Here is a 23,575-nt window from a genome sequence, read left to right on the forward strand (position 1 = left end):
ATGCAGCCACCAAATATACCCGACTGGGAATCAATGAATTTTGCCGAGGGTGACACCGTAGAGGCGATTGAAAAACAGAATGCTCAAAATGAGGCCTTGCAAACATTCAGCACTCAGCTAGTCAATTATGTTGAGGAAAGCGCCGAGGCATTACTGACGGCGGGCGGCAAGATTTTTCCGACAGTTGCCGAAGGGTTGGCGGCGGCTGAGGATGGCGGTTATTTCTATGCCGAAAATCCAGACCCCAATATTTCAAAAACGCTTTATCAGCGAATCTCTGCAAGCGAAAGCCGCAAGGTGGCCGACGACCCCAGTGCAGAATTCGTTGAATCAATTGCATTAAATGATGCTATTAGCATTAACAGCGGTAAAAACTATCCACTGAAGGCGATTATCAGGGATGGCGTTTTATCGGAAGCGGGCAGCAGAAACTATAATGAGTTCCTGATAGATGCAAAAGTGTACGGCCCCTCAAAGAGTATCGAAGGATACTATTTTAGAATAGGTTACTTTCAAAACGATGTATCTGCGGGCGGAACTCAAGATAAAGGCGTAATGATTCAAAGGCTGCCAATAGCTACTTACTCTACGAACTCTGAGCCGGAAATAATACACCACTACACTGACTCCCCTATTGATTTTGTCAGGGGGTCAGGCGTCCAAACAGTTGTTATTCGCCCCGATAAAACGCTAGAGCCTATTGAGATTTATCTAACTATCGATACTGATAAAGTTTATCCTGCCGGGCAGTTTATAGACTCAAGAGAGCCTGGAAATCCATCAGGTTCATGGATTATTGACACGTCGTGCTATGTATCTAATGACGCCGTTGCTTATGACTCGCTCACAGTTAATCGCGGAAAACCCTACCCGCTTGCGAAGCGCAATGTCGGCGGCGTCGTTTCAGATGAAAATAGCGATTGGTCGAAATTGATCCTTGATGCCTATGTTGTGGGTGCAGAGCGTGGGAAGCTATACCAAATCAGCTATTACCAGAACGGCGCTGTAATTGGGTCTGCAGGTTACGGGTGGGTGATCCGCGAGCGAGATGCCGCAGACCTTGATGCCGATACCGGTGATGGTATTCGAATCGAAAATCGGGATAAACCGGATGAGGTCATTGATAGAAATGGTGGCATACAAACGATAAGCATCGTTCCTGCACTACGCCCTGGCATTGAAATAAAAATCACGGTTGATGCTGACCAACTCCCACCTGATGGCGTCTCAATAACATCAAACGATGATACGCGAGATGGTTGGAGTTGGGTGATAGACCCTAACCGCTATGCGTATAAAAACGATATTGTTTTTCCAACGCTTAGCAACTCGAATGTGACATGGAGCAAGGCAGGAGATGATCTAACTGTATCGTATTTTTCAAACGGTCATTACTACAGGATCACATTTGGCCCAAATGGGTTTAACGACCTACCCAACTTCAAAACGGTTGATGTTTCGCCGGACGCCTTGAACTGGTTGAACCTTGTTGACTCATCAACAGACTGGTTACCACCCATACAGGTGCAAGCCGTTAATAATGGCGATGGCGGCAGCAAGATCTATACGGGCGGCAACCATGGGTCCTCAGGCAGCGCAGGCGGAAGTCAAACAGCACGAAGCGTGCACTATTCAATTTCGCCGGACAACTACCTGCTGACTAGTGATGGTTCCGGTTATGCTAATGCGATCATTGTAACTGTTGTAAATGAGGTGATGGCGTACAACACGATTACTACAGAACGCTATGTAATGAGGGAGTCTTACAAATTAGTATTCAGCGTCGGCGGGGTCAGTGTTACGGCAAAGCGTCAGTTTTACGAGGACGTTATTCTAGGTAACGATAACGGCCTGCAGGCAACAACTAGCGCGTATGAAAATGTTGGCACGTATATGATATATGGGGGGCAGCAGGGCCGCGCTAACTTTGACGCCAATCGGGTCGGGGCAGGAACTGCCTCATCTTACCCAAATGCATGGGCAACTGTTTTTCTAGAGCCCAGCGCAGGCCAGTTTGTTGTCTGGATGGATCGCGAGTTTGGAGCTGGAGCTGGCACGCTAAACCCTAGCACTTACGTACGGTTTGGTTCGGGCACAAACTGGAAAATCTACAACAACGTTGCTGGTTTCGACGACACCCCTCTTAGCGCTGGGGATGAGTACAGTTGGCGAGGAGGATACGGCTGGTCTATGCCTAGCTCAATGGCTGATATTGACTCGATGTTCACTTACAGAAATGGAGGAGAAATATTTGCAGCATATGCAGTTGATAATGAGGACTGGTGGTCTATTTAAGCCTCTGGTCTGATATAGCGAAAGCCTGCCGCCTTGAGCGGTTTTTTTGTGCCTGAATATTGGCTCAGCTATACGGCAAATCGCGGACGTTCATTCCGATCTGTCCGCCTCTCGATAAACGCCAGACGCCTTCGGTCATCAAATCTCGGCGCGTAATCACGTAGGCGATGCTGCCCGGCTGGGTCGTGTCGCCTATAGGGTGCGCGCCGATGCACCGACCGGAGTACAGCCTGCCTTTGTGGATGATATGGAAATCGATCAAGTCATTCGGCAAGCGGTATTTACCCAGGCGCTTCCAGCCTCGGCGCTCGAGCGCTTTACGCCAAAGAGTGGCTTTATAATCCACACCATGCCCGCCCTGACTGACCAGTCACATAAGGCAGCGCATGCCCTTCTGCTAACATCTCAGCACCCAAATTCTCACCATCTGCCCACACCTCGGCATTGATCCGGTAAAAGCTGCCGCGCTCTATGCGTCGTAACTCTATCGTCACGGCACCACGCAGGCGCTCGACTAGATAGATGCGGGCGTCTGCGGCTAGCTGTCGCTCTCGGGCTTTGTCGGCTTCGGTATCGCAGCGGGAACGGCGTTCCGGCGCGTTAATATCGGCAATGCGAACAGGGATACGGTGACCAACAACAGGTGGCCACTCGTTGATATTTGCGACGAAGGTGTCCCCGTCAACTATTCGCACTACTTCGTCTACATTGACTCTACCAAAACCTTCGCTAATCGCATTCGCACCCAACGAGAGCGGGGCATAGGCCGACGCCAAAGTTAGGGTGATAGCCAAGCTCGCGCTCCGCTTTTTTCCTGGCAGCGACAGCCTCTTGAAAGCAATCCGTATACGCAAGAATGCGCGTCTTGCCAGAAACTTTAATAGTGGCTCTCCACTTTCCTCTCTGCTTGACATAGGATACGCCCGTAACCCCCGATGTATTGTGCGCAGCCATGCTTCGGTTTCTGCTATTTTTGCTCAAGGTTACCTCTCTGAGATTGGCAACCCTATTGTCCAAAGCGTTATGGTTAATATGATCAATAGTTTTAGTTGGCCATAATCCATAAAACATAGCCCATGCTAAAGTATGCTCCTTGTGCGTAATCCCCCTTATGCATATTTGTCTAAAGATATAATTATCATACTGGGGTCTGCTGGCTACAGTTCCTGCTCGCTTTCCGGCGTAACGGCTGTCTAAACATTTCCTTACTCTGATAGACATACCTTCGTACAAAGGGCGTTTTTTCCAAGTAAAAATACCAGTTTCTGGGCAATAATATAAATAGTCATGCAGTTCGAGAGGTGAAATTTTAGGCACGCTTAACCCTCCATATTTGAATGAAGGGAGACGTTCACCTTGATCTAAGGGACACCGTTACGGACACCAGATAGCGAGGAAGGGTATAGGGTGCTATCTAAGTCATTGAAAAATGGTGGGCCCAGTAGGACTTGAACCTACGACCAAGGGATTATGAGTCCCCTGCTCTAACCAACTGAGCTATAGGCCCGTAAAGCGTGCATATAATAGCGAATGTGTTCGGGCGAGGCTACCCCTTACGGTGCTATCTTGTGGTGATAGCAGCAATTTTTTAGGGGCACTTATTGAAAAGCGTGGGGTCTGGTAGTGAGTTCCTAATGCGGAGACGTGCTGTGAAAGCTTTGATTGCTCTTATCCCGCTATTGTTGGCGGTGCCGGTTCATGCGGATTGGCAGCTAGATCCTGGTCAGTCGCAGGTGCAGGCGTCTATTACTCAATTAGATGGCAATGCTCCGCAAACCCATCACCATCAGGTGAACAATTTGCAGGGTGATATCTCTGCCGATGGCACCCTGCGCCTGCCGTTGCGTTTGAGCCAAACGGATTTGCTGACTCGCTTTGGTGATTTGCCGCCGTGGGTGGGCTTACTTGCCAATACAACGCTAGTCACACTGGTCGCGCAAATGCCACCGGAGCGGTTAGATGGCTTGGATATTGGTGAATCCATGGTAGAAACGCTTACCTTTCGGGTACAAACCGATTTGATCAACCAGGAAGAGTCGGTGCCGCTGCGCTTTACCCGCGAAGGGCTGAACGAGGTGCGTGTTACCCATGCTGAACCGATGGCGATGGATGGCCGCGCGCTGATGGCCAACAGCACGGTGCGAACCGTGCTGTCGTTGCTGGGCTATCAGGAGATTGACGAGCATGTACCAGTCACCTTGAATGCCCTGCTGGTGAACCGTTAAGGCCACTTACCTTCCGCCCCCCAAGACTAGTCATCGCCTATATCGGCTCTATCGTCGGCTTCCTCAGCAGCCGACATTTAACTATATTCATACCCATTCGCCTTTACTATTGATTATGATTATCATTTAAATTATCGTAAGATAAATAGAAAGGGACATCCGCATGCAGCCTCTTAACTTCTCTTATCGTTTAGGCATTTTTAGCCTAATGGCACTACTCGTCAGCACGCCTCTAAATGCGTTGGCTAACGCCTCAATCGAGCGCATTGTGGTGACGGACCCAGGGCACGTCGAAATTATCGACGCGTTAGGCATGGGAAATGCGCTTATATTAGTGCCCGAAGATCCCTCGATGGAAGGCGATTACCCTCAGGCAGAACGCTTCCACCGGACACCTTCTATCGAGAGCATTTTAGAAGTCGACCCACAGTTGGTGTTGGCTGGTAATCCGGGGCGAGCGCTCCCCGTGTTAGACCAAGTTGTACGTTTAGGTATTCCACATCATATGATTGATCGCTCACTGCCTCCTACCGAGCGCATCCAGCGTATTGCTGAACTCATTGGTCGCCAAGCTCAAGGCGAGGCGCTAATTGCCCACATTGAACAGGCTTATCAGCAGGCAGCGACGATCCCACAAACGCAAACACCCCGTGTACTGCACATCTCCAGCAGCGGTGCAGGTAGCTCCGGGGCAGTCACCGGAGCAGGGGCGGAAACTTCTGCCCATGCACTGATTGAGCGGGCGGGAGGTATTAATGTCGGCGCCGAGGCGGGGTTGGAGCGCTACCAAACGCTGAGTGCCGAAGGTGTGATGTCCATGGCACCCGACGCGGTGGTCGTTTCAGACCTTGAATTGGCACAGTTAGGTAACGCTGATGGCATTTGGGAAAATATTCCAGGCCTCGCCCATACGCCTGCCGCTGTGAATAACCACCTGATCGTAATGGATCATGCCGCGCTTAAATTTGACGCCGCCAGCAGCGGAGCTGCCACCCTTGCTCTGGCTGAGGCGCTGCACACACCATGAATATGCAACGCCCCTTCCGTTTTACACCCGGTTCGCATATCTACGGGATATTTGCCAGCCTAACGCTACTCTGCCTAATGCTGACCACAGTGACAGGGGTAATTTCCCTCTCCACCAACGACTTATGGGCCGTTATCTCATCGCCCTTTGCCAGTGTGGAAGAGCACCGAATTGCGCATGCCGTTTTTTGGGAGCTGCGCCTGCCCCGTGCGCTCATGGCGCTATTTATCGGTGCGGCGCTGGCCAGTGCAGGGGCAGCCATGCAGGGCTTATTCGGCAACCCGCTGGCAGCCCCTGGTATTGTGGGTGTCAGTGCTGGCGCCTCCCTTGGCGCGGTCGCCGTTATTGTGCTCGGCATCAATACGCTGGGCGCTTGGACACTCCCTGTGGGCGCTTTTGCCAGCGGCTTTCTTACCACATGGCTTATCTATCTGCTGGCAAAACCTTCAGAAGCAGGCAATGACAACGCCCGCTTGCTGCTGATCGGCATTGCGATTAACGCAGTGATCGGCGCGGTCACCGGCTACCTCACCTATCTCGCTAGCGTGGAGCAGTTGGAAAGCCTTATGTTTTGGTCAATGGGTTCTTTGGCCCGCGCCTCCTGGGTGCCGGTAATGATCATTTCCCCCCTCGTGTTAATTAGCAGCGTTTTGTTACATCGCAAGTCGGCCTCTTTGGATTTGCTGGCTCTTGGCGAAAGGCAAGCACGCCACGCGGGAGTCGATGTAAAGCGTTTGCGTCTACAGCTGATAGCTTTAACCGCGCTATTGACCGCAGCCGCAGTCGCCTTTAGCGGTACTATCGGTTTTGTTGGGCTGGTCATTCCGCATTTGGTTCGAACGCTGATTGGCCCAGGCCACCGGCATCTGCTGCCCTTTAGCGCCTTGGGTGGGGGCCTTTTATTGATGCTGGCCGATCTGGGTGCGCGCAGCCTTGACCCTCCCAATGAAATGCCGATTGGCATTCTTACCGCGACGTTAGGTGGCCCTTTCTTCCTATGGCTAGTCGCGAGACAACGCGTGGGGGGCATTCGCTAATGCTCGAACTACACAATGTATCGCTTAACATCGGCTCAAAAACGCTGCTGGATGATGTGTCGTTGACCTGCTCAAAAGGTAGCGTTACCGCATTAATTGGCCCCAATGGCGCAGGGAAATCAACGCTGCTAGGCGTAATGGCAGGCGACCACCTCCCCTCCCAAGGAGACGTATGGCTGAACGGGCAGCCACTCACCAGTTACAGCATTCGTGACTTAGCTGCCGAACGTGCGGTGATGCCTCAAGATAGCGTTCTGCGCTTTGGTTACTGCGTAGAAGATGTCGTTCGTATGGGGCGCGCCATGCGCGATTTGCCACCCGGAGAGGACGATAGCCGTGTTGAGGCCGCCATGCAGCGGGTCGAGATTTTGGCTTTGCGCCAACGCAACGCCATGACGCTTTCCGGCGGCGAGCAGGCACGCATCACCTTTGCCCGTGTGCAAGTACAGGAAACCCCCATCCTACTGCTGGATGAACCGACTGCTGCGCTCGACCTACGCCATCAAGAGCGGTTAATGCAACTAGCCGCTCAGTGGGCAGCGCGGGGGCACTGCGTGGTCGCGGTGATGCATGACCTTAATCTGGCGGCGGCTCATGCTGATCAGTTGGCTCTTTTAGACGCAGGCAAGCTAATAGCAACAGGGGCGCCCTGGGATGTGCTCAATCAGAAGTTGCTGGAAAACATTTATCAGCAGGATGTGTGTGTACTCACTCACCCCAAACGTGGCTGCCCGGTGGTCGTGACTGCCCCTTCGGACACCTAATATCCACGACCAATCTCATCAGCCCCATAGTCACTGCCACAGGAGACGCCCCATGAGCTCTACCCTTGATCGCGATAACGTTGTCGCAACCCTTCAACGCGAGCATGCCGCAGCGTTAGAGCAGCGGGCGAAACGCCAAGCCGCCCGCGAGCAATCGGAACAGCAGGCTGCCCCTAAAGGCTGGCGCTCATTTAAAGAGGCCGACCATTTTCAGCATGCTTATCTCGCCATTTCCCCAGGCCAAGGTGCGCTACTTTATATGCTAGCCCGGGCCTGCCATGCTCGCACTATTGTTGAGTTTGGCAGCTCCTTTGGTATTTCTACCCTCTACCTGGCGGCGGCTGCGGAAGATAACGATGGCACTGTCATCGGCAGTGAGTACTATGCCAACAAGCGGGAACATGCCCTGACCAACTTAAACGACGCGGGTCTGGATCATCGCGTTGAGATTCGCTTGGGGGATGCGATGGAGACGTTAAGTGAGCTTCCCACCCCCATCGATTTTGTCTTTCTGGATGGAGACAAGAGCCTTTACCAGCCGGTGCTGGATATGCTTCGACCAAAGCTGAAACCTAACGCTTTTGTTGTCGCCGATAACCTGAACCACTTTGCAGGTGAGCCAGGCGATTTTCGACACACACTTCTGAGCAATCCGGCGTTTACATCGCGAATCATGTCCTTGGAAAAAGGCGAGATCAGCGTATCCCAGTATCACGGCGAATAAACAATAACACCCAATAACCATAAGCGGTTTCAACCGCATACCGTCACTAGCAACTCATATTCATTCAAGGAATCTACGAGTTAGCTATGATTACTACGCCTATAAAACGCCCCTGTGCAACGCTTTTGGCTTCTGGAAAGTTGATTCCACTAAGTAGCCTGATTCTGGGTGGATTGATGCTTTCTCAAGCGCAAGCACAAACCAACAACACGGAGCTATCTACGCTGACAGTGACCTCAGCGGCGGCCTCTGGCTATGCGGTTGACCCCGCTAATGCGCCTGCCAGTATTTCTGTCATTACCAAGGAGGAGCTCGAAGGCCGCTCATTCCGCGATATTACCGAAGCGCTTGAAAGCGTACCTGGCGTGTATTTCGATGACGGGCCTTCTGGCAAAGGGGGCACAGGCGAGATTTCCATCCGCGGCATGGATACCAAATATACGCTAATCCTGGTGGACGGTGTGCCCCAAGGGTCACAGCAGGCGTACTACAACGGTTACGGTAGTGGCGCTGAGTTCGGCTGGCTACCGCCGATTTCTGCCATTGAGCGCATCGAAGTGATTCGTGGCCCCATGTCCACGCTTTATGGGTCGGACGCTCTGGGTGGAGTGATCAATGTTATTACTCAAGGCGCCCGTGAGAACTGGGGTGGTTCGGTCAATGTCGATACGATGGTTCAGCAGGATTCAGCCTCCGGCGACCGCCACCAATCGCAGTTCCGCTTAAGCGGCCCTCTGATCGAGGATACTCTGGCCGCCACGATTACCGGCTCGGTGCTTACCCGGGATGAAGATACGATTGAAGACGGCTATAGAGGCTATGACCGCCGAGATTTAACTGCACAGTTAGACTGGACGCCCAACGACGCCAACCGTCTTCAGCTTGAAGCGGGCTACGGTACGCAGGATACAGAAGGTACGACAGACAAAACCGGCAACGCCAACGAACTGGAGACACGACGTCAGCAACAATCCCTTCGTCATACTTTGCAGTGGGGCGATCGACTAACCACTCGCAGCTATTTACAACGCACCGAATTGCGTCAGGATGACACGTCTTATCGTTCGGTCTATGAGCGTTTGACCGCCAATACATCAACGGTTATACCACTAAGTAACCACTTACTAACCCTAGGTGCTCAAGCGCGTGAACAGCGCACGGAAAATCCAGGACGAGGGTTTGGAAAAGCTAACTTAGAACGCTGGGATATGGCTCTATTTGCTGAAGACGAATGGTTCCTGACCGATCAGTTCTCACTGACCACAGGGGCACGCTGGGTTAACGACGAGAACTACGGCTCCGAGATTGTTCCACGGCTTTATGGTGTCTTCAATGCAACCCCACAACTCACCCTGAAAGGAGGAGTTAGTGCAGGCTATCGCACGCCAGATCTTAAAGAGGGGGATTCCAACTGGATCGAGGGCGGCGGTGGCCCGCGTTGTGCAGACTGCCGCGATGTGGGCAACACCAACCTAGAAGCTGAAAAGAGCACCACGTATGAGCTATCTGCTCTTTGGCAAAGTGAGTCAGGCTTGGAGCTAAGCACGACGTTGTTCCATACAGATTATCGCGACAAGATCGAAAAGCCTACCGTCTGTGATACTCGCGAAGGCGATGCGCTCTGCCTATATCAAGGACAGGAATACACTGCCATTGCGCAATATATGAATGTTGATGAAGCGACCGTCAATGGTGCTGAACTAACACTGGATATCCCCATCGGAGAGCATGTTTCATTGAGCACCAGCTACACATTCACCGACAGCAAACAGCGCTCCGGTGAAAATAGTGGCCTGCCGCTAAACGACCAGCCGCGGCACCGCGCCACCTTGGGACTCGATTGGGAGGCAACCGCAGATACACAGCTATGGTCGCAAGCGCGCTACAAAGGCGAGGCTGAGCAGATCGCTGGGCGCAGAGGATTAAGCCGTGCTTACCCAAGCTATACGCTGGTAGATGTTGGTATTCGCCACCAATTAAGCGAAACGGTGAGTATTTATGGCGGGATTTACAACCTGCTCGACAAGGATATCAATTTCGATGACTATGGACGGCTACTGGATGGGCGACGCTTTAATGCAGGTCTTAACGTAACGTTCTAAAACATATACGCTGGGCAGCAACTCCCTGCTGCCCTTCTCGCACAACACACTAATAACATAGCGAAACCATCAGCTTATGCAGGATTCTTCATCCGTTGATGCTCCCCAACCCGACGCAGCATTGCCACTTGGAATGCCCGCCACCCGCAAGCTATCTAATCATGAACTGGGCCTTCTGGTGCTTATCCTGTTAACGGACACACCTCGCTACGGAAGCGACTTAGCCCAAGCAATAGAAACGCTTTCAAAAGGCTTTTATCGGCCTAGCCCTGGCATGCTTTACCCGGTACTGGCCAAGCTAACCGAACAGCGGTGTTTGGTAAAAGAGCGGCGAGGACGGCGTAAATATTACGCTTTAACCGATGAAGGGAAGCGCTACCTGAATACTCGACGTGATAGTGGAGAACAGATCTATCAGCGACTGCAGCGCGCAGGCCAGAAATTGCAGCGCCTACATGAAGTACTCAGCGAAACGACTGAATCCCCCAGCCAAGCGCTACCCATGGCGCAAGAACTCATGACAGCCCGGATGGATCTTAAGGCTGCTCTTTACAAGACGCAGCACCTCTCCTTAGAAGCGCAGGAAGAGGTGCTAACCATTTTACGCGATGCTGCAGAACGCATTCGTGCCTGCACTCAGCGTCATTCTAATTAATGTTCGAGCACGGCTAAATCGCCTGCCTGGGCGGCACCGGTTTGTACTCGCCACTGGGCAGCATAGTGGCCATCAGCCACCAACAAGCTTGAGTGGTTACCGCGTTCAGCAACGCGTCCTTTTTCGATCACCACGATTTCATCGGCATGCACAATGGTCGAAAGCCGGTGGGCAATCATAATCACCGTGCGGCCATGGGCGATGCGCTTGAGTGAACGCTGAATAGCAGCTTCAGTTTCGTTGTCCACCGCGCTAGTGGCTTCATCCAGCACCAGAATTGGCGGATCTTTAAGCAGCGCCCTGGCCAGCGAAAGCCGCTGACGTTGGCCGCCAGAGAGCAATACCCCTCGCTCGCCAACCGGGGTCTCCAATCCTTGGGGCAATGTTTCAATAAAACTCCAGGCTTCGGCGGTTTTCGCGGCGTCAATAATCGCGGCCTCCGAGGCATCGGGTTTGCCGTAAGCAATATTGTCGCGAATGCTGCCTTCAAACAGGTACACATCCTGGCTCACCAAGCCTATCGCTTGGCGCAGCGAGTGCATGCTGACCTGTGTGATCGGCTGACCGTCGACCAGTACGCGGCCGCTGGCTGGGTCGTAAAAGCGCAGCAGCAATTTGATCAGGGTCGATTTACCGGAACCGGTAGCGCCTACCAGCGCTAGGGTGTTGCCTGCAGGCACGTGGAGATCAACGCCACTCACCCCTACTTGGCTAGCGGCGTAGTGGAAGCTCACTGCTTCGAACCGCACCTCGCCTTTCACAGGCGCAGCGAGAGGCGTCGTACTTTCATCTTTAACCGTAATCGGCACTTCCAGCAGGTCGAGAATCCGCTTGGTGCTGGCCATCGCGCGCTCGAACAGGTCGATCACTTGGGCAAGACCGGTGAGCGGCCACAGCAAGCGCTGGGTAAGGAAAACCAGGACGCCATAAGCACCTACATTCAGGCTGCCGTTCAGCGCCATCATGCCGCCGACGGTAAAGGTGGCGAGAAAGCCCGCCAGAATCGCCATACGGATCACGGGTATAAACGCGGAGCTGACCTTTATCGCCCGGCGGTTGGCTTCCAAATAGGCTTCGCTAGCATCACGGAGGCGCTCGGCTTCCCGTGCTTCACTGGTAAAGCTTTTGATGGTGGCAATGCCGCTTAGGTTGTTGGAAAGGCGGCTGGCAAGATCACCCACCTTTTCACGCACATCGCTATACAGCGGCCCGGCTTTGCGTTGGAAGAAGAAGGCGCCCCAGATAATCAGCGGAATCGGCGTGAACGCCAGTAGCGCAATCAGCGGTGACAGTACAAAAAACACGGCGCCTACCGCTATTACCGTCACACCAACTTGAATCAGCGCGTTGGCTCCGCCGTCCAGGAAGCGCTCCAGCTGGTTCACGTCGTCGTTCATGGTGGCGACGAGCTGGCCGGAGCTTTTAGATTCGAAAAACGCCATATCCAAGCGCTGGGCGTGCTCGTAGGTGTCCTGGCGCATATCCGCCTGTAGCCGCTGGGCAAGGTTGCGCCAGAGAATTTGGAACAGGTACTCGAACAGCGACTCCCCCGCCCAGATAAAGAACGTCAGCACCGCCAAAATGGTGATTTGTTGATGAGGAGTTTCAAAACCCAGCCGCGCGACAAAGCTGTTTTCCTGATTCACCACCACGTCAATCGCCACACCGATCAGAATTTCCGGAGCGATATCAAATAGTTTATTAATAATGGAACAGGCGGTGGCCGCGGCAATCCGCCGCCGATAACCTTTGGCATAGCGCAGCAGTCGCACGAGCGCTTGAAAGCTTTGGTTTGAAGACGTCGCTTGAGCGCGAGGTGGTGAAGAAGCCACATCGGTTCCTTTTAGAAGTTATTGAGAGAATGTAGAGAGAACGAGAACTATGGGCTGAAGTTACTGAGTGGCGCTTATGCCGGCTGAGCCACGCGGCGCACGTTAGCCAGCAAGGGGCTGCCGGTATCCGGATCAAGCAGCAGCGTACAGTCTACCTGGTAAAGCTCGCGTACTAACTCGGGCGTGACCACCTCAGCGGGCGCTCCCTGAGCAATAATCTGGCCATCGCGCATCGCAATCAGGTTGTCTGAATAACGACAAGCACTGGCGAGGTCATGCAATACCATCACCACCGTGCGGCCATGGCAAGCCAAGTGGCGCACTAGCTCAAACACTTCAATCTGATGGCCTAAGTCTAGCGCAGAGGTAGGTTCATCTAAAAGCAGAAGCGGCGTTTGCTGGGCAATGGTCATGGCGATCCAGGCACGCTGGCGTTGGCCGCCGGAAAGCGCTTCTAACGGCCGGTCGGCGAGGTCTTCCAAACCAGCAGCATCGAGCGCGTACTGCACCACGCGCTGGTCTTCCGCCGACCATTGGCGTAGCCAGCCTTGGTGGGGCTGGCGGCCAAAGCGAATCAATTCAGTGACGGTTAAGCCTTCTGGAGCCACCGCTTCTTGGGGCAGCAACGCTAGCTGAGTGGCTAACTGACGCGCGGGCAGGCGCTGAATATCCTGGCTATCCAGCAGTACCGCGCCGCTGTCTGGTTTGTGCAAACGAGCAAGGCCGGAAAGTAGCGTTGATTTACCACAGCCGTTAGGACCAACAATGGCAGTAACCTGACCGCTTGGCAGGCTAATGCCCAGATTTTCAATCACTCGGCGCTGGCCGTAGCTCATGCACAACGCATCGGTGGCAAGCGTTGGTGAAACTTGCTCTGGTGAAATAAGTTCTGGTGAAAGAGATGAGTTGCTCATGGGCGACTCCGTTGTGGGCGCATTAATATCCAAAGCAGCCATGGCCCGCCAACCACCGCGGTGACAATGCCAACAGGAATTTCAATCGGCGCCAAGAGGGTGCGCCCGGCGAGGTCGGCCAACAACATCACCAGAGCACCTGCTAAGGTGGCGGCTAGAATCGGCACATGTCGAGCGCTGGAGAGTGAGCGGGCAATCTCTGGGCCAATCAGCGCAACCATGCCCACAGGCCCCGCCACAGCAACCGCAAAGGCGGTAAGCACAACGGAAAGCATCAGGATCTGTAGCCTGCGGGCTTTTACACGAAGTCCGAGACCGCTGGCGGTGGCATCTTTAAAGCGCAGCAGCGTCAGTGAACGCGCCAGCGCCAAGGCGGCAATAATCCCCAATGCCAAGCCAATTCCTAACAGTTGTACTGCGCCGCCGGGGCGGGCATTGAGTGATCCTACTGTCCATGGGTAGGCGGCATTGGCGGTGTCAATCGCTACCCGCGCCAGCATTAATTGAGTGACAGCACCAAACACCGCTCCCACGCCAATGCCCGCGACAATAAACCGATAACCCTGAGTGCCACTGCCTGCCGCGAGGCCAAAGGTCAGCACGGCGGCGGTTGTTGCCCCAGCCAATGCCATCGCGGGCGGCGCAATAGACACGCTCATGCCTACAATAGAGGCCACCGCAAACGCCGTTGCGCCATTATCAATACCGATAATGCCGGGCGTGGCTAGGCGATTGCGTGCCAGGGTTTGCATCAAAATACCTGAAAGTGCGAACGCCGCTCCGGTAAAGCAAGCAGCGGCCAAACGAGGCAAACGCAGCTCCTGAACCATAAAGGCCGTCATCATGTCGCCCTTACCTAATACGGCAGGAATCACCGCACTGGGCGCCAGCGGTACGCTACCTAAGCTTAGATAGAGCAGGCAAGATGCCAGCAACGCAATCAACAAACCAATATTGACCGCTAGCGCGCGCTTTTCGAGCAGAAAACTATAGCCCCAACGGGGTAGCGCAATATGCCAGTAGCCTTCCGGCGCTGTCACGCTGCAGGCATGTTCTGCGGCATGGGTTGGAACATTGTTTAAAACATGGCTGGGAGTGACAACATCCGTTAAAGGCGGATGATTCGCCATTATTTTCATATCAACACATCACCAAGATGACACCAAGACGCCTGGGCGGCAGGGTGTTAAAAAAAGCGTTACAGCATGGGTAACCGTTTAGCACGCACCACGGCAATCAATACCGGCGCGCCACATAGCGCGGTAAGCACCCCCAATGGCAGCTCGGAAGGTGCGACGGCAACACGCGAGATAATATCCGCCGAGAGCACAATCAATGGGCCTATCGGCAGGCAAAACCACAGCGTGCGGCGAATATCGGGTCCTGCAAACGCACGCGCTACAAATGGCACCACCAGCCCTACAAAGGCGATCGGCCCGGCAATCGCAGTCGCCGCGCCAACCAGCAGTGCCACACAACCTACGGCTACCCAGCGGATCAGCGTGGGGTGATGCCCCAAGCCACTCGCCGCTCGCTCGCCTAGCGCCAGCGCCGCCAGTGGCCGCGCCATGATAACCACCGCGATGGCAGCAACTAGTAAGCTCGGCAGCACCGCCACAAGATCATCCAGCCGTCTTCCCGCTAGGCTGCCTATCACCCAAAACCGAATTTCATCTGCAGCGCGCTGGTCGTACAGCAGCATTAATGAGGTGAGCGAGCCTAACAACCCAGAAAATGCCGCCCCCGCCAACACTAAACGCACGGGGTCATTTCCCACTCCGCGAAAACGCGCCACGCTGAGGACACAAACACAACCGATCAGTGCTCCTAACTGGGCAACCGAAATACGTAGCGTGGCAGCGCTAGCCCCTAGCACCAGTGCCAGTGCTACCGCAAAGGCCGCCCCTGCGCTTACCCCCAGCAGACCCGGCTCGGCGAGCGGGTTGCGGGAAATGGCTTGTAGCAGCGCCCCGGCAACGCCCAACGCAATACCCACCACAATGCCAATTAAGGTACGCGGAGCGCGGAGCTCCCAGACGATAAACTGCGCCTCACTGTCGCTTACGCCGTGCAGCAAACCCAACACTCGGCGGGGCCCCACCTCGCCAGCCCCAATTAGTAAACTAACGACGCTCACCGCCACAAGGGCGGTGAGCAGAATAAGCATCCATGTACGGGGAGCATAGCGCCGACTGGCGCCGCCCATTGCGTTAGATAGTGATGTCACGGCATCTTTCACGGCAACAATGCGTTCTCGATATCGTCCAGAATGGCTTGAGCGGCCAGCGGGCCGTTGGCACTGCTCCACAGTTGGCCATTCACCGGCACGACCTGATCTTGTTTAACCACGTCCAAACGTGTGAAGGCGGAGCTTTGCTTGGCGGCATCTAACGCCGCTTGGCCATCGGCGTTAAGCGTAGCCAGAAACAGCCAATCGCCATCCACTTGGGAAAGATTTTCAAGACTGAGTATATCGCTATGGGGGTGACCTTCAGCAACCAGACCCGCATCCTGAACCTCTAACCCCACTTGCGCCAATAGGCCAGTGGCGATCAGCTCTTTGGACATCACCATCGGGCCATTGGGCATCCAGCGAGCCAGCACAGCAGTGCCACCTGCGTTCGCATCATCAATCGCGGCGGCCAATTCGCTAATACGTTGATCGACGGCTGCAATGGCATCGTCAATTTCCGCTTCACGATTGAGCGCCTGCCCATAAAGCCGCGCTTCCGCTTGCCAATTATCAAACGCTAACGGTTGAGTATGCGGCACCACAGTGGGCGCAATGCGCGATAGCAACTGGTACTGCTCTTCCGATAGCTGGGCGGCGGCCAGAATTAAATCGGGCTGCTGGGCCAAAACCGCTTCAATATTGATTTCACGTGTAACGCCGACAATCTCAGGGCGCTCGCCATTAAAGTGGGCTTCCACGTACTCAGCAACATTATCACCACCGCGGGTAGTGACCGCGCCAACGGGTGTCACGCCAGCAGCCAAAGCAGCATCTAACGCACCCTCATACAGAGTGACAACACGCTTTGGCGCATCACTAACGTCAACGTCTCCGTATGCGGTATCCAGCGTGCGCGCCTGAGCAACGCTTGCCAACGACCCGCCTACCAATAACCCGCCTACCACAATACCGACTAGTCCGTTGCGCAGCGATGAGTAACCCATAAGTAACGCTCCTGAGAGTTTGTGGTAATGATAATAACGATTCTCAAAAGCACTTGCATTATTATTCCAACGAATCGAACGTTCCAGATACTGCAACACCTGCTCAATTAGCCATCCAGCAACCTTATAAAGGTATATTTTTCTCATAACATTGTTCGACATTCGGCAACACAATGTTCGATGAAACAAACTCGCATATGGGAACTTTTCTTCTTAGAATCACCACCTTGATTGATAACAGTTTTCATTAGCAAATAAGTTTCATCTCAGGGGATCACCATGCCACGCTTCACTCGCACCGCGTTAGCCAGCGCCGTCGCTCTTAGCGTCACCGCCACCGCGGCCTTAGCTCAAGAATCAGAACAACTAGACAATATTGTTGTATCTGCAAGCGGTTTTGAGCAGGCACTGGTGGATGCCCCTGCCAGTATTTCCGTCGTTTCTCGTGAAGAACTGGAGCGCAAGCGCATTACCAGCGTGGCTGATGCGTTACGTGATGTAGAAGGTGTTGATGTTGGTGGGTCTGTCGGCAAAACAGGGGGCCGCAATATCAGTATTCGTGGGATGCCTAGCGACTATACATTGATTCTTATTGATGGCCGCCGGCAGAACGCGGCTGGCAGCGTCACGCCTAACGGGTTTGGCGAAACGTCTACTAGCTTCTTCCCGCCTGTCTCCAGTATTGAACGTATCGAAGTCATTCGTGGCCCAATGTCGACGCTATATGGCTCTGACGCCATGGGCGGGGTAATCAACATCATCACTCGTCGAGTAGACCGTGAGTGGGTTGGCTCCATAGGCGTTGAAAACACATTTAATGAAGATCGTGATTTCGGTGATCGCCGCGAAATCAACCTGTACACCAGCGGCCCGCTTATTCAAGACACACTAGGCATTCAGGTGCGTGGTCGCTTATACGAGCGGGATGCATCAGAGCTTACTTACACTGACGGCAACGGCAACCCCATTGACGTTAGCCAGCGCGGCCCCAGCCCCGTTGAAGGCGATACCTATAACCTGGGCGGCAAGTTAACCTGGACACCCAATGCCGATCACGACCTTTGGCTGGATGGTGAAGTTAATCGACAGCGTTATAACAATGACGAATGCCAGCTCGGTACTTTAGATGGCCGCACCCGTAGCTGCGCGCCAGATCCTGGCGCCGCCAATGGCTACGCCGACGAATTGCGTTTTGAGCGTCAGCAGGTTGCTATTGGTCACACTGGACGCTTTGCATCAGGCACGCTCGAATCCAGTTTGATGCGCAACACCACAGAAACTAAAGGCCGTACGATTCCTGGTGAAAATGGCGTTGCCTATGACGGTTTCCCTGGCATCGTGGGCGGCGCGCCTCGCGAGCTAGAAACCACCAATACAGTGTTAGACAGCAAATATGTTATGCCGCTAGGCGACCACATGACCACGGTGGGTTTGCAGTGGTGGGATGCTAAGCTCGACGATGGGTTAGCCAATGAGACCTTTGAGCAAACCACATGGTCGCTCTTTGCAGAAGATGAGTGGATGCTACGTGACGATTTGGCGCTAACACTTGGCGGCCGCTACGATCATCATGATGCTTTTGGCAGCCAGTTCAGCCCACGTAGCTATTTGGTGTGGAACACGACGCCAAACTGGACACTGAAAGGCGGCGTCAGCCGAGGCTACAAAACGCCCTCGCTGAATGACCTGCATGCGGGTATCAATGGCGTCACGGGCCAGGGCACCATACTCACTATCGGCAACCCGAACCTTGAACCGGAAACCAGTACTAGCAGTGAAATTAGCGCACATTACGATAGCCTGGCAGGCTTCACCGCTAGCGCCACGCTGTTCTATAACGAGTTCGATGACAAAATAGCCAGCGGCAACGACATTGTTGTTGAGAACAACCCGCTGGTACCCGACGGCGTCTATAGCCAAGACGTCAATATCGATGAAGCCGTTACCCAGGGTGTCGAGCTTTCTACCAGCTATCAGTTCACGCCAGATTGGCGCTTATCGGCCAACTACACTTACACCGATAGCGAACAGAAAAGCGGTAACAATCGGGGCGAACCGCTGACCGATACCCCGGAGCATGCATTCAATGCCACGCTGCGCTGGCAAGCCACGCCTCAGTTGGACACGTGGCTTTCCGCCGAGTACCGCAGCGAACGTTACCGTAACCGTGAAAGCGTTAGGGGCGCGCCCTCTTTCGACGACCTAGGCGACTTCAAAGCCTATTCACTGTTCCACTTAGGCGGCAGCTACGCATTTACCGAGCAATTTAACGTAAGTGCCACCATCTACAACTTGTTCGATAAAGACTTTGTCGATTATCGCGCTTACGGTGACGGCACTAGCTTTGGCAATGTGTATGCCAACAGCGAAGAGGGACGTCGACTGTGGCTCTCTGCACGCTACGAGTTCTAAACGCTACTAGCTAGAAGGTTCTATTTACTGTTTCAATGCTGACTTACTGCCCTGGCCATGCGCCAGGGCTTTTTTACGCCCGCTTAACCGCGAATTCGATGTTGATTAGGGAACTGTCTGTCATGACCGCGCACCCGCTCGTCCGCTATCTTGCCTTGGTTCTACTGTTGCTCTGCGGCCTAATGCTCTCTAGCGCGTCTTTCGCGCAATCAGCCCCCAGGGTTGAGCTGGCGCCCGTCAACCGCGAGCCAATTTATACCGAAACAAACTTGGTCGGCACCGTAAACTCCCTGGAAGATGCCCTCCTCTCAGCATCAGTAGCAGGGCTTATTATTCAGGTAGCGGTTAATCCTGGCGACCACGTCGCCAAGGGAGACACGCTAATCGCGCTGGATGACGATCTGGCTCGTTTTGACGTAGCAGCGGCGGCTGCCGCAGAGCAGGAGGCCCAGGCCACACTAGCGGAAGCAGAACGACTACTGCGAGAAGCGGAATCGGTGGGCGTGGGGCGTAACATCGCGGCGACTGAAGCGAGCGCTCGCCGTAGTGCCGTTAACGTGGCCCGCGCCGCACGCTCGCGTTTAACGGCGGAGCAAGCACGTTTAAACGCCTTACTGGCTCGCCATGCAATTAACGCCCCTTTTGATGGTGTCGTCAGCGCTCGCAGCGTCAATCTCGGTGAGTGGGTCACGCCTGGAGATAGCGTTGCGCGACTGGTTAACCTTGATGAACTGCGCGCTGACTTTCAGGTGCCCGAAGCCTTTTATGCCGCCGTTCAAGACGAAGCGTTTATCACTCTACGTGCGGGTCAACAAACCCACGAGACCACTATCGCCACCCTAGTGCCGATCAGTGACCCCAGCGCCCGCACATTTCTATTACGCGCCCATGTGCCCGAAGCAGCTTCACTGTACCCAGGTAATGCAGTGGATGCCGTGCTGCGGGCGTCGACCGGCAGCGATGGGCTGACGGTTCCCCGCGATGCGTTAAGCCGCTACCCAGACGGGCGAATCACCGTGTGGGTCGCCACACCTAACGAAAACAACACTTATCAGGTTACTGAGCAACGCGTGCAGTTGGGTATTAACTTTGCCGACCGTGTGGAAATTATCGAGGGTCTCGCCGGTGATGAGCAGGTGGTCATTCGGGGTAATGAATCGCTGGTCGAAGGTGTCAGTGTTGAGGATATCGCAGCGGGGAGCGAGTAATGTTTGCAGCCCTACTGCGCCAGCAAACGCTGGTCACTGTTATCGCGCTAATTTTCCTGCTGCTGGGCATTGCCGCCACGCTGCGCATCCCCGTTCAGATGATTCCCGATATTGAAGCCCGCACAATAACGGTCGAAACGCGCTGGGCGGGAGCGACACCTCAGGATATCGAAAAAGAGATCCTCATTGAGCAGGAGCAGTACCTGCGCAATGTGCCAAATCTTACCCGCATGACGGCGATGGCCGAAAGCGGCAGCGCTGAAATTGAGCTTGAATTCCCGTTTAGCGTGGATATGACGGCTGCGCTAATTCAAGTCAATAACGCGCTCAGCCAAGTATCGTCATATCCCACCAATGTGGACCAGCCACGGATTGTTTCTGCCGCCTTTTCGACAGACGCGTTTTTGCGCTTTCACGTGGGTACGCTGCCCGGCAACCCTAAGGCGTTAGATATCCAACTGATGAGCGACTTTATCGACGACCGTGTGCGGCCCCGCATGGAAAGCGTTAAAGGCGTTTCGGAAGTCGGCGTCAATGGCGGCGCTCAGCGGCAGCTACAAATTTTGGTCGATCCTGGCGCGCTGGCTCAGCGCGGGGTTTCACTTACCGAGTTACGCGACGCCATCACCCAGCGTAACCGGGATATCTCCGGTGGTGAATTAGAAGCCGGTAAACGCCGCTACCTGATACGCACGCTGGGCCGCTTTGATGATGCTGAAGCCTTGGCGCAGCTGGTTGTCGCTCGCCAGGGCGATAGCATCGTGCGGCTTGCCGACGTTGCCGAGGTCCGCCAGGGGCAGTCTCGCTTAAGCCAGCTATCGTTTTATAACGGCCAACCGGGCATTGGTATGGACCTGCGGCGGGAAAGCGGTGCTAACGTCATCGATATCAAATACGCCATTGAAGAAGAAATGGCAGCTATTAACGACAGCATTCTGCGCCCGGCGGGTATGGAAATGGTGCTGACTGCCGATGATGTGCGCTATGTGGAAGCTTCCGTCAGTAATGTATGGAGCAATCTGCTACTCGGGGCGGCCTTTGCAACGTTGGTGATGTATCTGTTTTTGCGCTCCGCTCGCGCCACCTTTATTGGCGTTATTGGCATCCCCTTCTGCACCATTGCTGCTTTTTTAGGGCTGATGCTCACGGGGCGCACGATTAACGTAATTTCCATGGCAGGCATTGCCTTTGCCATTGGCATGAGCGTCGATAACAGCATTGTGGTGTTGGAAAATATTGAGCGATACCGCCGTTTAGGCCTCGACCGCATTGAATCGGCGCTACGCGGCGTGCAGGAAGTATGGCCCGCGACGCTGGCATCAACGGCCACCACCATTTTGGTGTTCTTACCGATTCTGTTTATCGAAGAAGAAGCTGGGCAACTGTACTCTGACGTGGCCATTGCGGTTTCTGCCGCTATTTTTGCCTCAATGCTGGTGGCAGTTACCCTGGTGCCGTCACTCTGTTCACGCTTTAATTTTTCGATGCGCAACGAGCATGAGGATAGCCCTGCGGCCTCTCCCCCTTCGTGGGCTGGGGAACGGCTTGAGCGATTGATCGCCACCCCTTTTCGGCGCGGAGCGATCCTGGTAACCACGGTAGTGATCAGCGGCTGGACTCTCTTGGTACTCACTCCTCCCGCCGAGTACTTACCCGAAGGCGAGGAACCTAAAACCTTTGCGGTGATGAGCCCACCGCCAGGCTATAGCCTGCAGGAGATGGCGGGAATCGCCGCGCAGGTAGAGGATTACTTTTTACCTCATGTAGGCGCTGACCCAGCGGCTTTTTTAGCAGGCGACACTGAGGTGCCACCGCTGGCCTATATGAACATGCGAGTCGCCCCGACGCGGCTGTTTATCGTCGCGGAAGCAGCTGACCCTGGTGATATCGAAGCGTTAATGGACGCACTTACCAGCTACTACGAGCGCTTTCCAGGAATGCGCGCGTTTGCCTCGAAAGGCTCGATCATTTCCAGTAACGATGGCGGCACGCGGAGTATCAACCTGGATATCGCCGGCCCGGATTTGGCGACCGTTTATGAAGCCGCCAATAACCTCTACCGAGAAGCCCGCAATGAGTTTGGCAATCCGCGCATTCAGAGCCAGCCCTCTTCGCTGTCGTTGGATCAGCCGCTGATTCAAATTCGCCCAGACTGGGCGCAGGCGTCAGCGCTTGGCTTAGCGGCAGGAGATGTCGGCTTTTCAGTCGCCGCACTCACCGAAGGTGCCTATGTGGATGACTTCTTTCTCGATGACGAGAAGATCGATATCTATCTTTATGGTCCCCAGCGGTCGCTACCTCTGGACCAATTACCCAACCTTCTGCTCCATACCCCCAGCGGCGCGACGCTGCCGCTCTCTGCCGTCGCCAGCATTGATGAAACTATGGACACCAGCGTTATTCGCCGGGTCGATAGTAGCCGAACGGTGACTCTGAATGTCATCCCACCACCCAGCATTGCCCTGGAAGCAGGAGTTGAACAGGCAGAGCGAATGCTGGAGCGACTTCGCCATGAAGGGCTACTACCATCGGCGGTGGATATTTCGATTTCGGGAGCGAGTGATCAGTTAAATGCCACGCGGGAAGCATTAATGAGCAACTTCTTGATTGCCATTGTGATTGTCTATTTGCTACTGGTAGCGATTTTCTCTCACTGGGGGTACCCGCTGCTGATCCTTACCTCCATTCCTTTGGGCGTGGTGGGTGGCATTATGGGTCTGGCAGCCATGAATGCAGTGGGCAGCCTACTGCCACTCATTGGCATCGCTCCACTAAGTCAGCCCTTCGATATGATTACTATGCTGGGCTTTTTGATATTAATGGGAACCGTGGTGAATAACCCCATCCTGGTGGTCGACCAGGCTCGGCGGCGACTACACGATAAGCAGCTATCCGTTCAGGAAGCCGTGTCTCAAGCGGTACAAACCCGCCTGCGCCCAATTGCGATTACCACGCTGACAACCCTGTGCGGGCTTTCGCCGCTGGTATTTTTACCCGGTGAAGGCACCGAACTTTACCGTGGTGTCGGGGCGATTGTCTTATTTGGCTTGCTGGGAGCCTCCATCGTGACGGTGACGTTCCTGCCAGCATTGATGATAAGCGTACTTCAGCTTAGCAAACGAAATACGCAGCCTGCCCAAGTCCAATATCCGTAAATAAATATCCGTAAATAAATACGTGGTTCACTCAAAAAAGCGGCCACC

At 54.3% G+C, this 23,575-nt stretch carries 19 protein-coding genes and 1 tRNA gene; 11 read left to right on the plus strand and 9 right to left on the minus strand.

Going from position 1 to position 23,575, the window contains the following annotated elements; genetic code table 11:
* Window positions 1-2,295, plus strand: a complete 2,295-nt coding sequence (locus NF683_RS01750; RefSeq protein WP_253921127.1) for a hypothetical protein — start codon at window positions 1-3, stop codon at window positions 2,293-2,295.
* Window positions 2,296-2,359: 64 nt separating this feature from the next.
* Here NF683_RS01750 and NF683_RS01755 read toward each other — a convergent pair whose 3' ends face one another.
* The 4 genes from NF683_RS01755 to NF683_RS01765 form a co-directional block, all read right to left on the minus strand.
* Window positions 2,360-2,641 (minus strand): hypothetical protein, encoded by a 282-nt coding sequence (locus tag NF683_RS01755; protein WP_253921128.1) that lies wholly within the window; start codon window positions 2,639-2,641, stop codon window positions 2,360-2,362.
* The gene (locus tag NF683_RS01760; RefSeq protein WP_253921129.1) at window positions 2,631-3,089 is read right to left on the minus strand and encodes a thermonuclease family protein; all 459 of its coding nucleotides are present in this window, start codon (window positions 3,087-3,089) and stop codon (window positions 2,631-2,633) included. The genes NF683_RS01755 and NF683_RS01760 overlap by 11 nt, the downstream gene beginning before the upstream one ends.
* A complete protein-coding gene (locus tag NF683_RS21400; protein WP_456362358.1) occupies window positions 3,025-3,516 on the minus strand; it encodes an HNH endonuclease signature motif containing protein in 492 nt (163 codons plus the stop codon). Before NF683_RS21400 ends, NF683_RS01760 begins: the two co-directional genes overlap by 65 nt.
* Before the next feature lie 209 nt (window positions 3,517-3,725).
* Window positions 3,726-3,802 (minus strand) — tRNA-Ile (locus NF683_RS01765).
* A 142-nt stretch (window positions 3,803-3,944) separates the two neighbouring features.
* Here NF683_RS01765 and NF683_RS01770 point away from each other — a divergent pair.
* The 7 genes from NF683_RS01770 to NF683_RS01800 all read left to right on the plus strand — a co-directional run bounded on the left by NF683_RS01770 (window position 3,945) and on the right by NF683_RS01800 (window position 10,829).
* On the plus strand, window positions 3,945-4,520 hold the full coding sequence (locus tag NF683_RS01770) for a hypothetical protein (RefSeq protein ID WP_232471388.1): 576 nt from the start codon (window positions 3,945-3,947) through the stop codon (window positions 4,518-4,520).
* Window positions 4,521-4,683: 163 nt separating this feature from the next.
* On the plus strand, window positions 4,684-5,547 hold the full coding sequence (locus tag NF683_RS01775; RefSeq protein ID WP_089039586.1) for a heme/hemin ABC transporter substrate-binding protein: 864 nt from the start codon (window positions 4,684-4,686) through the stop codon (window positions 5,545-5,547).
* Entirely contained in the window at window positions 5,544-6,584 is a 1,041-nt protein-coding gene (locus tag NF683_RS01780; RefSeq protein WP_253921130.1) for a FecCD family ABC transporter permease, read from the plus strand. The genes NF683_RS01775 and NF683_RS01780 overlap by 4 nt, the downstream gene beginning before the upstream one ends.
* A complete protein-coding gene (locus NF683_RS01785) occupies window positions 6,584-7,348 on the plus strand; it encodes a heme ABC transporter ATP-binding protein (RefSeq protein ID WP_253921131.1) in 765 nt (254 codons plus the stop codon). Before NF683_RS01780 ends, NF683_RS01785 begins: the two co-directional genes overlap by 1 nt.
* A gap of 52 nt (window positions 7,349-7,400) precedes the next feature.
* The gene (locus tag NF683_RS01790) at window positions 7,401-8,072 is read left to right on the plus strand and encodes an O-methyltransferase (protein WP_089039588.1); all 672 of its coding nucleotides are present in this window, start codon (window positions 7,401-7,403) and stop codon (window positions 8,070-8,072) included.
* An 86-nt stretch (window positions 8,073-8,158) separates the two neighbouring features.
* Window positions 8,159-10,174 carry a TonB-dependent receptor domain-containing protein gene (locus NF683_RS01795; RefSeq protein ID WP_253921132.1) on the plus strand — a complete coding sequence of 672 codons (2,016 nt, stop codon included), beginning with the start codon at window positions 8,159-8,161 and terminating at the stop codon, window positions 10,172-10,174.
* A gap of 76 nt (window positions 10,175-10,250) precedes the next feature.
* The gene (locus NF683_RS01800) at window positions 10,251-10,829 is read left to right on the plus strand and encodes a PadR family transcriptional regulator (protein ID WP_253921133.1); all 579 of its coding nucleotides are present in this window, start codon (window positions 10,251-10,253) and stop codon (window positions 10,827-10,829) included.
* Here NF683_RS01800 and NF683_RS01805 read toward each other — a convergent pair.
* The 5 genes from NF683_RS01805 to NF683_RS01825 form a co-directional block, all read right to left on the minus strand.
* Window positions 10,826-12,661 carry an ABC transporter ATP-binding protein gene (locus NF683_RS01805; RefSeq protein ID WP_253921134.1) on the minus strand — a complete coding sequence of 612 codons (1,836 nt, stop codon included), beginning with the start codon at window positions 12,659-12,661 and terminating at the stop codon, window positions 10,826-10,828. The two genes, NF683_RS01800 and NF683_RS01805, sit on opposite strands and share 4 nt — an antisense overlap.
* Before the next feature lie 74 nt (window positions 12,662-12,735).
* Window positions 12,736-13,575: an ABC transporter ATP-binding protein gene (locus tag NF683_RS01810; protein WP_253921135.1), complete on the minus strand. Its 840-nt coding sequence runs from the start codon at window positions 13,573-13,575 to the stop codon at window positions 12,736-12,738.
* On the minus strand, window positions 13,572-14,714 hold the full coding sequence (locus NF683_RS01815) for a FecCD family ABC transporter permease (protein WP_253921136.1): 1,143 nt from the start codon (window positions 14,712-14,714) through the stop codon (window positions 13,572-13,574). Before NF683_RS01815 ends, NF683_RS01810 begins: the two co-directional genes overlap by 4 nt.
* Before the next feature lie 59 nt (window positions 14,715-14,773).
* Window positions 14,774-15,742: a FecCD family ABC transporter permease gene (locus NF683_RS01820; protein WP_253921870.1), complete on the minus strand. Its 969-nt coding sequence runs from the start codon at window positions 15,740-15,742 to the stop codon at window positions 14,774-14,776.
* A gap of 68 nt (window positions 15,743-15,810) precedes the next feature.
* On the minus strand, window positions 15,811-16,752 hold the full coding sequence (locus NF683_RS01825; protein ID WP_253921137.1) for an ABC transporter substrate-binding protein: 942 nt from the start codon (window positions 16,750-16,752) through the stop codon (window positions 15,811-15,813).
* Between the two features lie 279 nt (window positions 16,753-17,031).
* On the opposite strand from NF683_RS01825, the gene NF683_RS01830 reads away from it, so the two are divergent.
* The 3 genes from NF683_RS01830 to NF683_RS01840 all read left to right on the plus strand — a co-directional run bounded on the left by NF683_RS01830 (window position 17,032) and on the right by NF683_RS01840 (window position 23,527).
* Complete coding sequence (locus NF683_RS01830; protein ID WP_089039594.1) at window positions 17,032-19,164, plus strand: TonB-dependent receptor domain-containing protein; 2,133 nt, start codon at window positions 17,032-17,034, stop codon at window positions 19,162-19,164.
* Between the two features lie 122 nt (window positions 19,165-19,286).
* Complete coding sequence (locus tag NF683_RS01835; RefSeq protein WP_253921138.1) at window positions 19,287-20,372, plus strand: efflux RND transporter periplasmic adaptor subunit; 1,086 nt, start codon at window positions 19,287-19,289, stop codon at window positions 20,370-20,372.
* The gene (locus tag NF683_RS01840) at window positions 20,372-23,527 is read left to right on the plus strand and encodes an efflux RND transporter permease subunit (protein ID WP_253921139.1); all 3,156 of its coding nucleotides are present in this window, start codon (window positions 20,372-20,374) and stop codon (window positions 23,525-23,527) included. Before NF683_RS01835 ends, NF683_RS01840 begins: the two co-directional genes overlap by 1 nt.
* Window positions 23,528-23,575 lie beyond the last annotated feature (48 nt).

This window comes from Halomonas sp. MS1 (assembly GCF_024182575.1).
Taxonomy (GTDB): Bacteria; Pseudomonadota; Gammaproteobacteria; order Pseudomonadales; family Halomonadaceae; genus Vreelandella.

Excerpts from the sequence above, each read along its gene's own strand:
- NF683_RS01750 (WP_253921127.1), top strand. The coding sequence starts at position 1 with ATGCAGCCACCAAATATACCCGACTGGGAATCAATGAATTTTGCCGAG.
- NF683_RS21400 (WP_456362358.1), bottom strand. The coding sequence starts at position 3,516 with ATGTCTATCAGAGTAAGGAAATGTTTAGACAGCCGTTACGCCGGAAAG.
- NF683_RS01775 (WP_089039586.1), top strand. The coding sequence starts at position 4,684 with ATGCAGCCTCTTAACTTCTCTTATCGTTTAGGCATTTTTAGCCTAATG.
- NF683_RS01780 (WP_253921130.1), top strand. The coding sequence starts at position 5,544 with ATGAATATGCAACGCCCCTTCCGTTTTACACCCGGTTCGCATATCTAC.
- NF683_RS01785 (WP_253921131.1), top strand. The coding sequence starts at position 6,584 with ATGCTCGAACTACACAATGTATCGCTTAACATCGGCTCAAAAACGCTG.
- NF683_RS01790 (WP_089039588.1), top strand. The coding sequence starts at position 7,401 with ATGAGCTCTACCCTTGATCGCGATAACGTTGTCGCAACCCTTCAACGC.
- NF683_RS01795 (WP_253921132.1), top strand. The coding sequence starts at position 8,159 with ATGATTACTACGCCTATAAAACGCCCCTGTGCAACGCTTTTGGCTTCT.
- NF683_RS01800 (WP_253921133.1), top strand. The coding sequence starts at position 10,251 with ATGCAGGATTCTTCATCCGTTGATGCTCCCCAACCCGACGCAGCATTG.
- NF683_RS01810 (WP_253921135.1), bottom strand. The coding sequence starts at position 13,575 with ATGAGCAACTCATCTCTTTCACCAGAACTTATTTCACCAGAGCAAGTT.
- NF683_RS01815 (WP_253921136.1), bottom strand. The coding sequence starts at position 14,714 with ATGAAAATAATGGCGAATCATCCGCCTTTAACGGATGTTGTCACTCCC.
- NF683_RS01820 (WP_253921870.1), bottom strand. The coding sequence starts at position 15,742 with ATGCTTATTCTGCTCACCGCCCTTGTGGCGGTGAGCGTCGTTAGTTTA.
- NF683_RS01825 (WP_253921137.1), bottom strand. The coding sequence starts at position 16,752 with ATGGGTTACTCATCGCTGCGCAACGGACTAGTCGGTATTGTGGTAGGC.
- NF683_RS01830 (WP_089039594.1), top strand. The coding sequence starts at position 17,032 with ATGCCACGCTTCACTCGCACCGCGTTAGCCAGCGCCGTCGCTCTTAGC.
- NF683_RS01835 (WP_253921138.1), top strand. The coding sequence starts at position 19,287 with ATGACCGCGCACCCGCTCGTCCGCTATCTTGCCTTGGTTCTACTGTTG.
- NF683_RS01840 (WP_253921139.1), top strand. The coding sequence starts at position 20,372 with ATGTTTGCAGCCCTACTGCGCCAGCAAACGCTGGTCACTGTTATCGCG.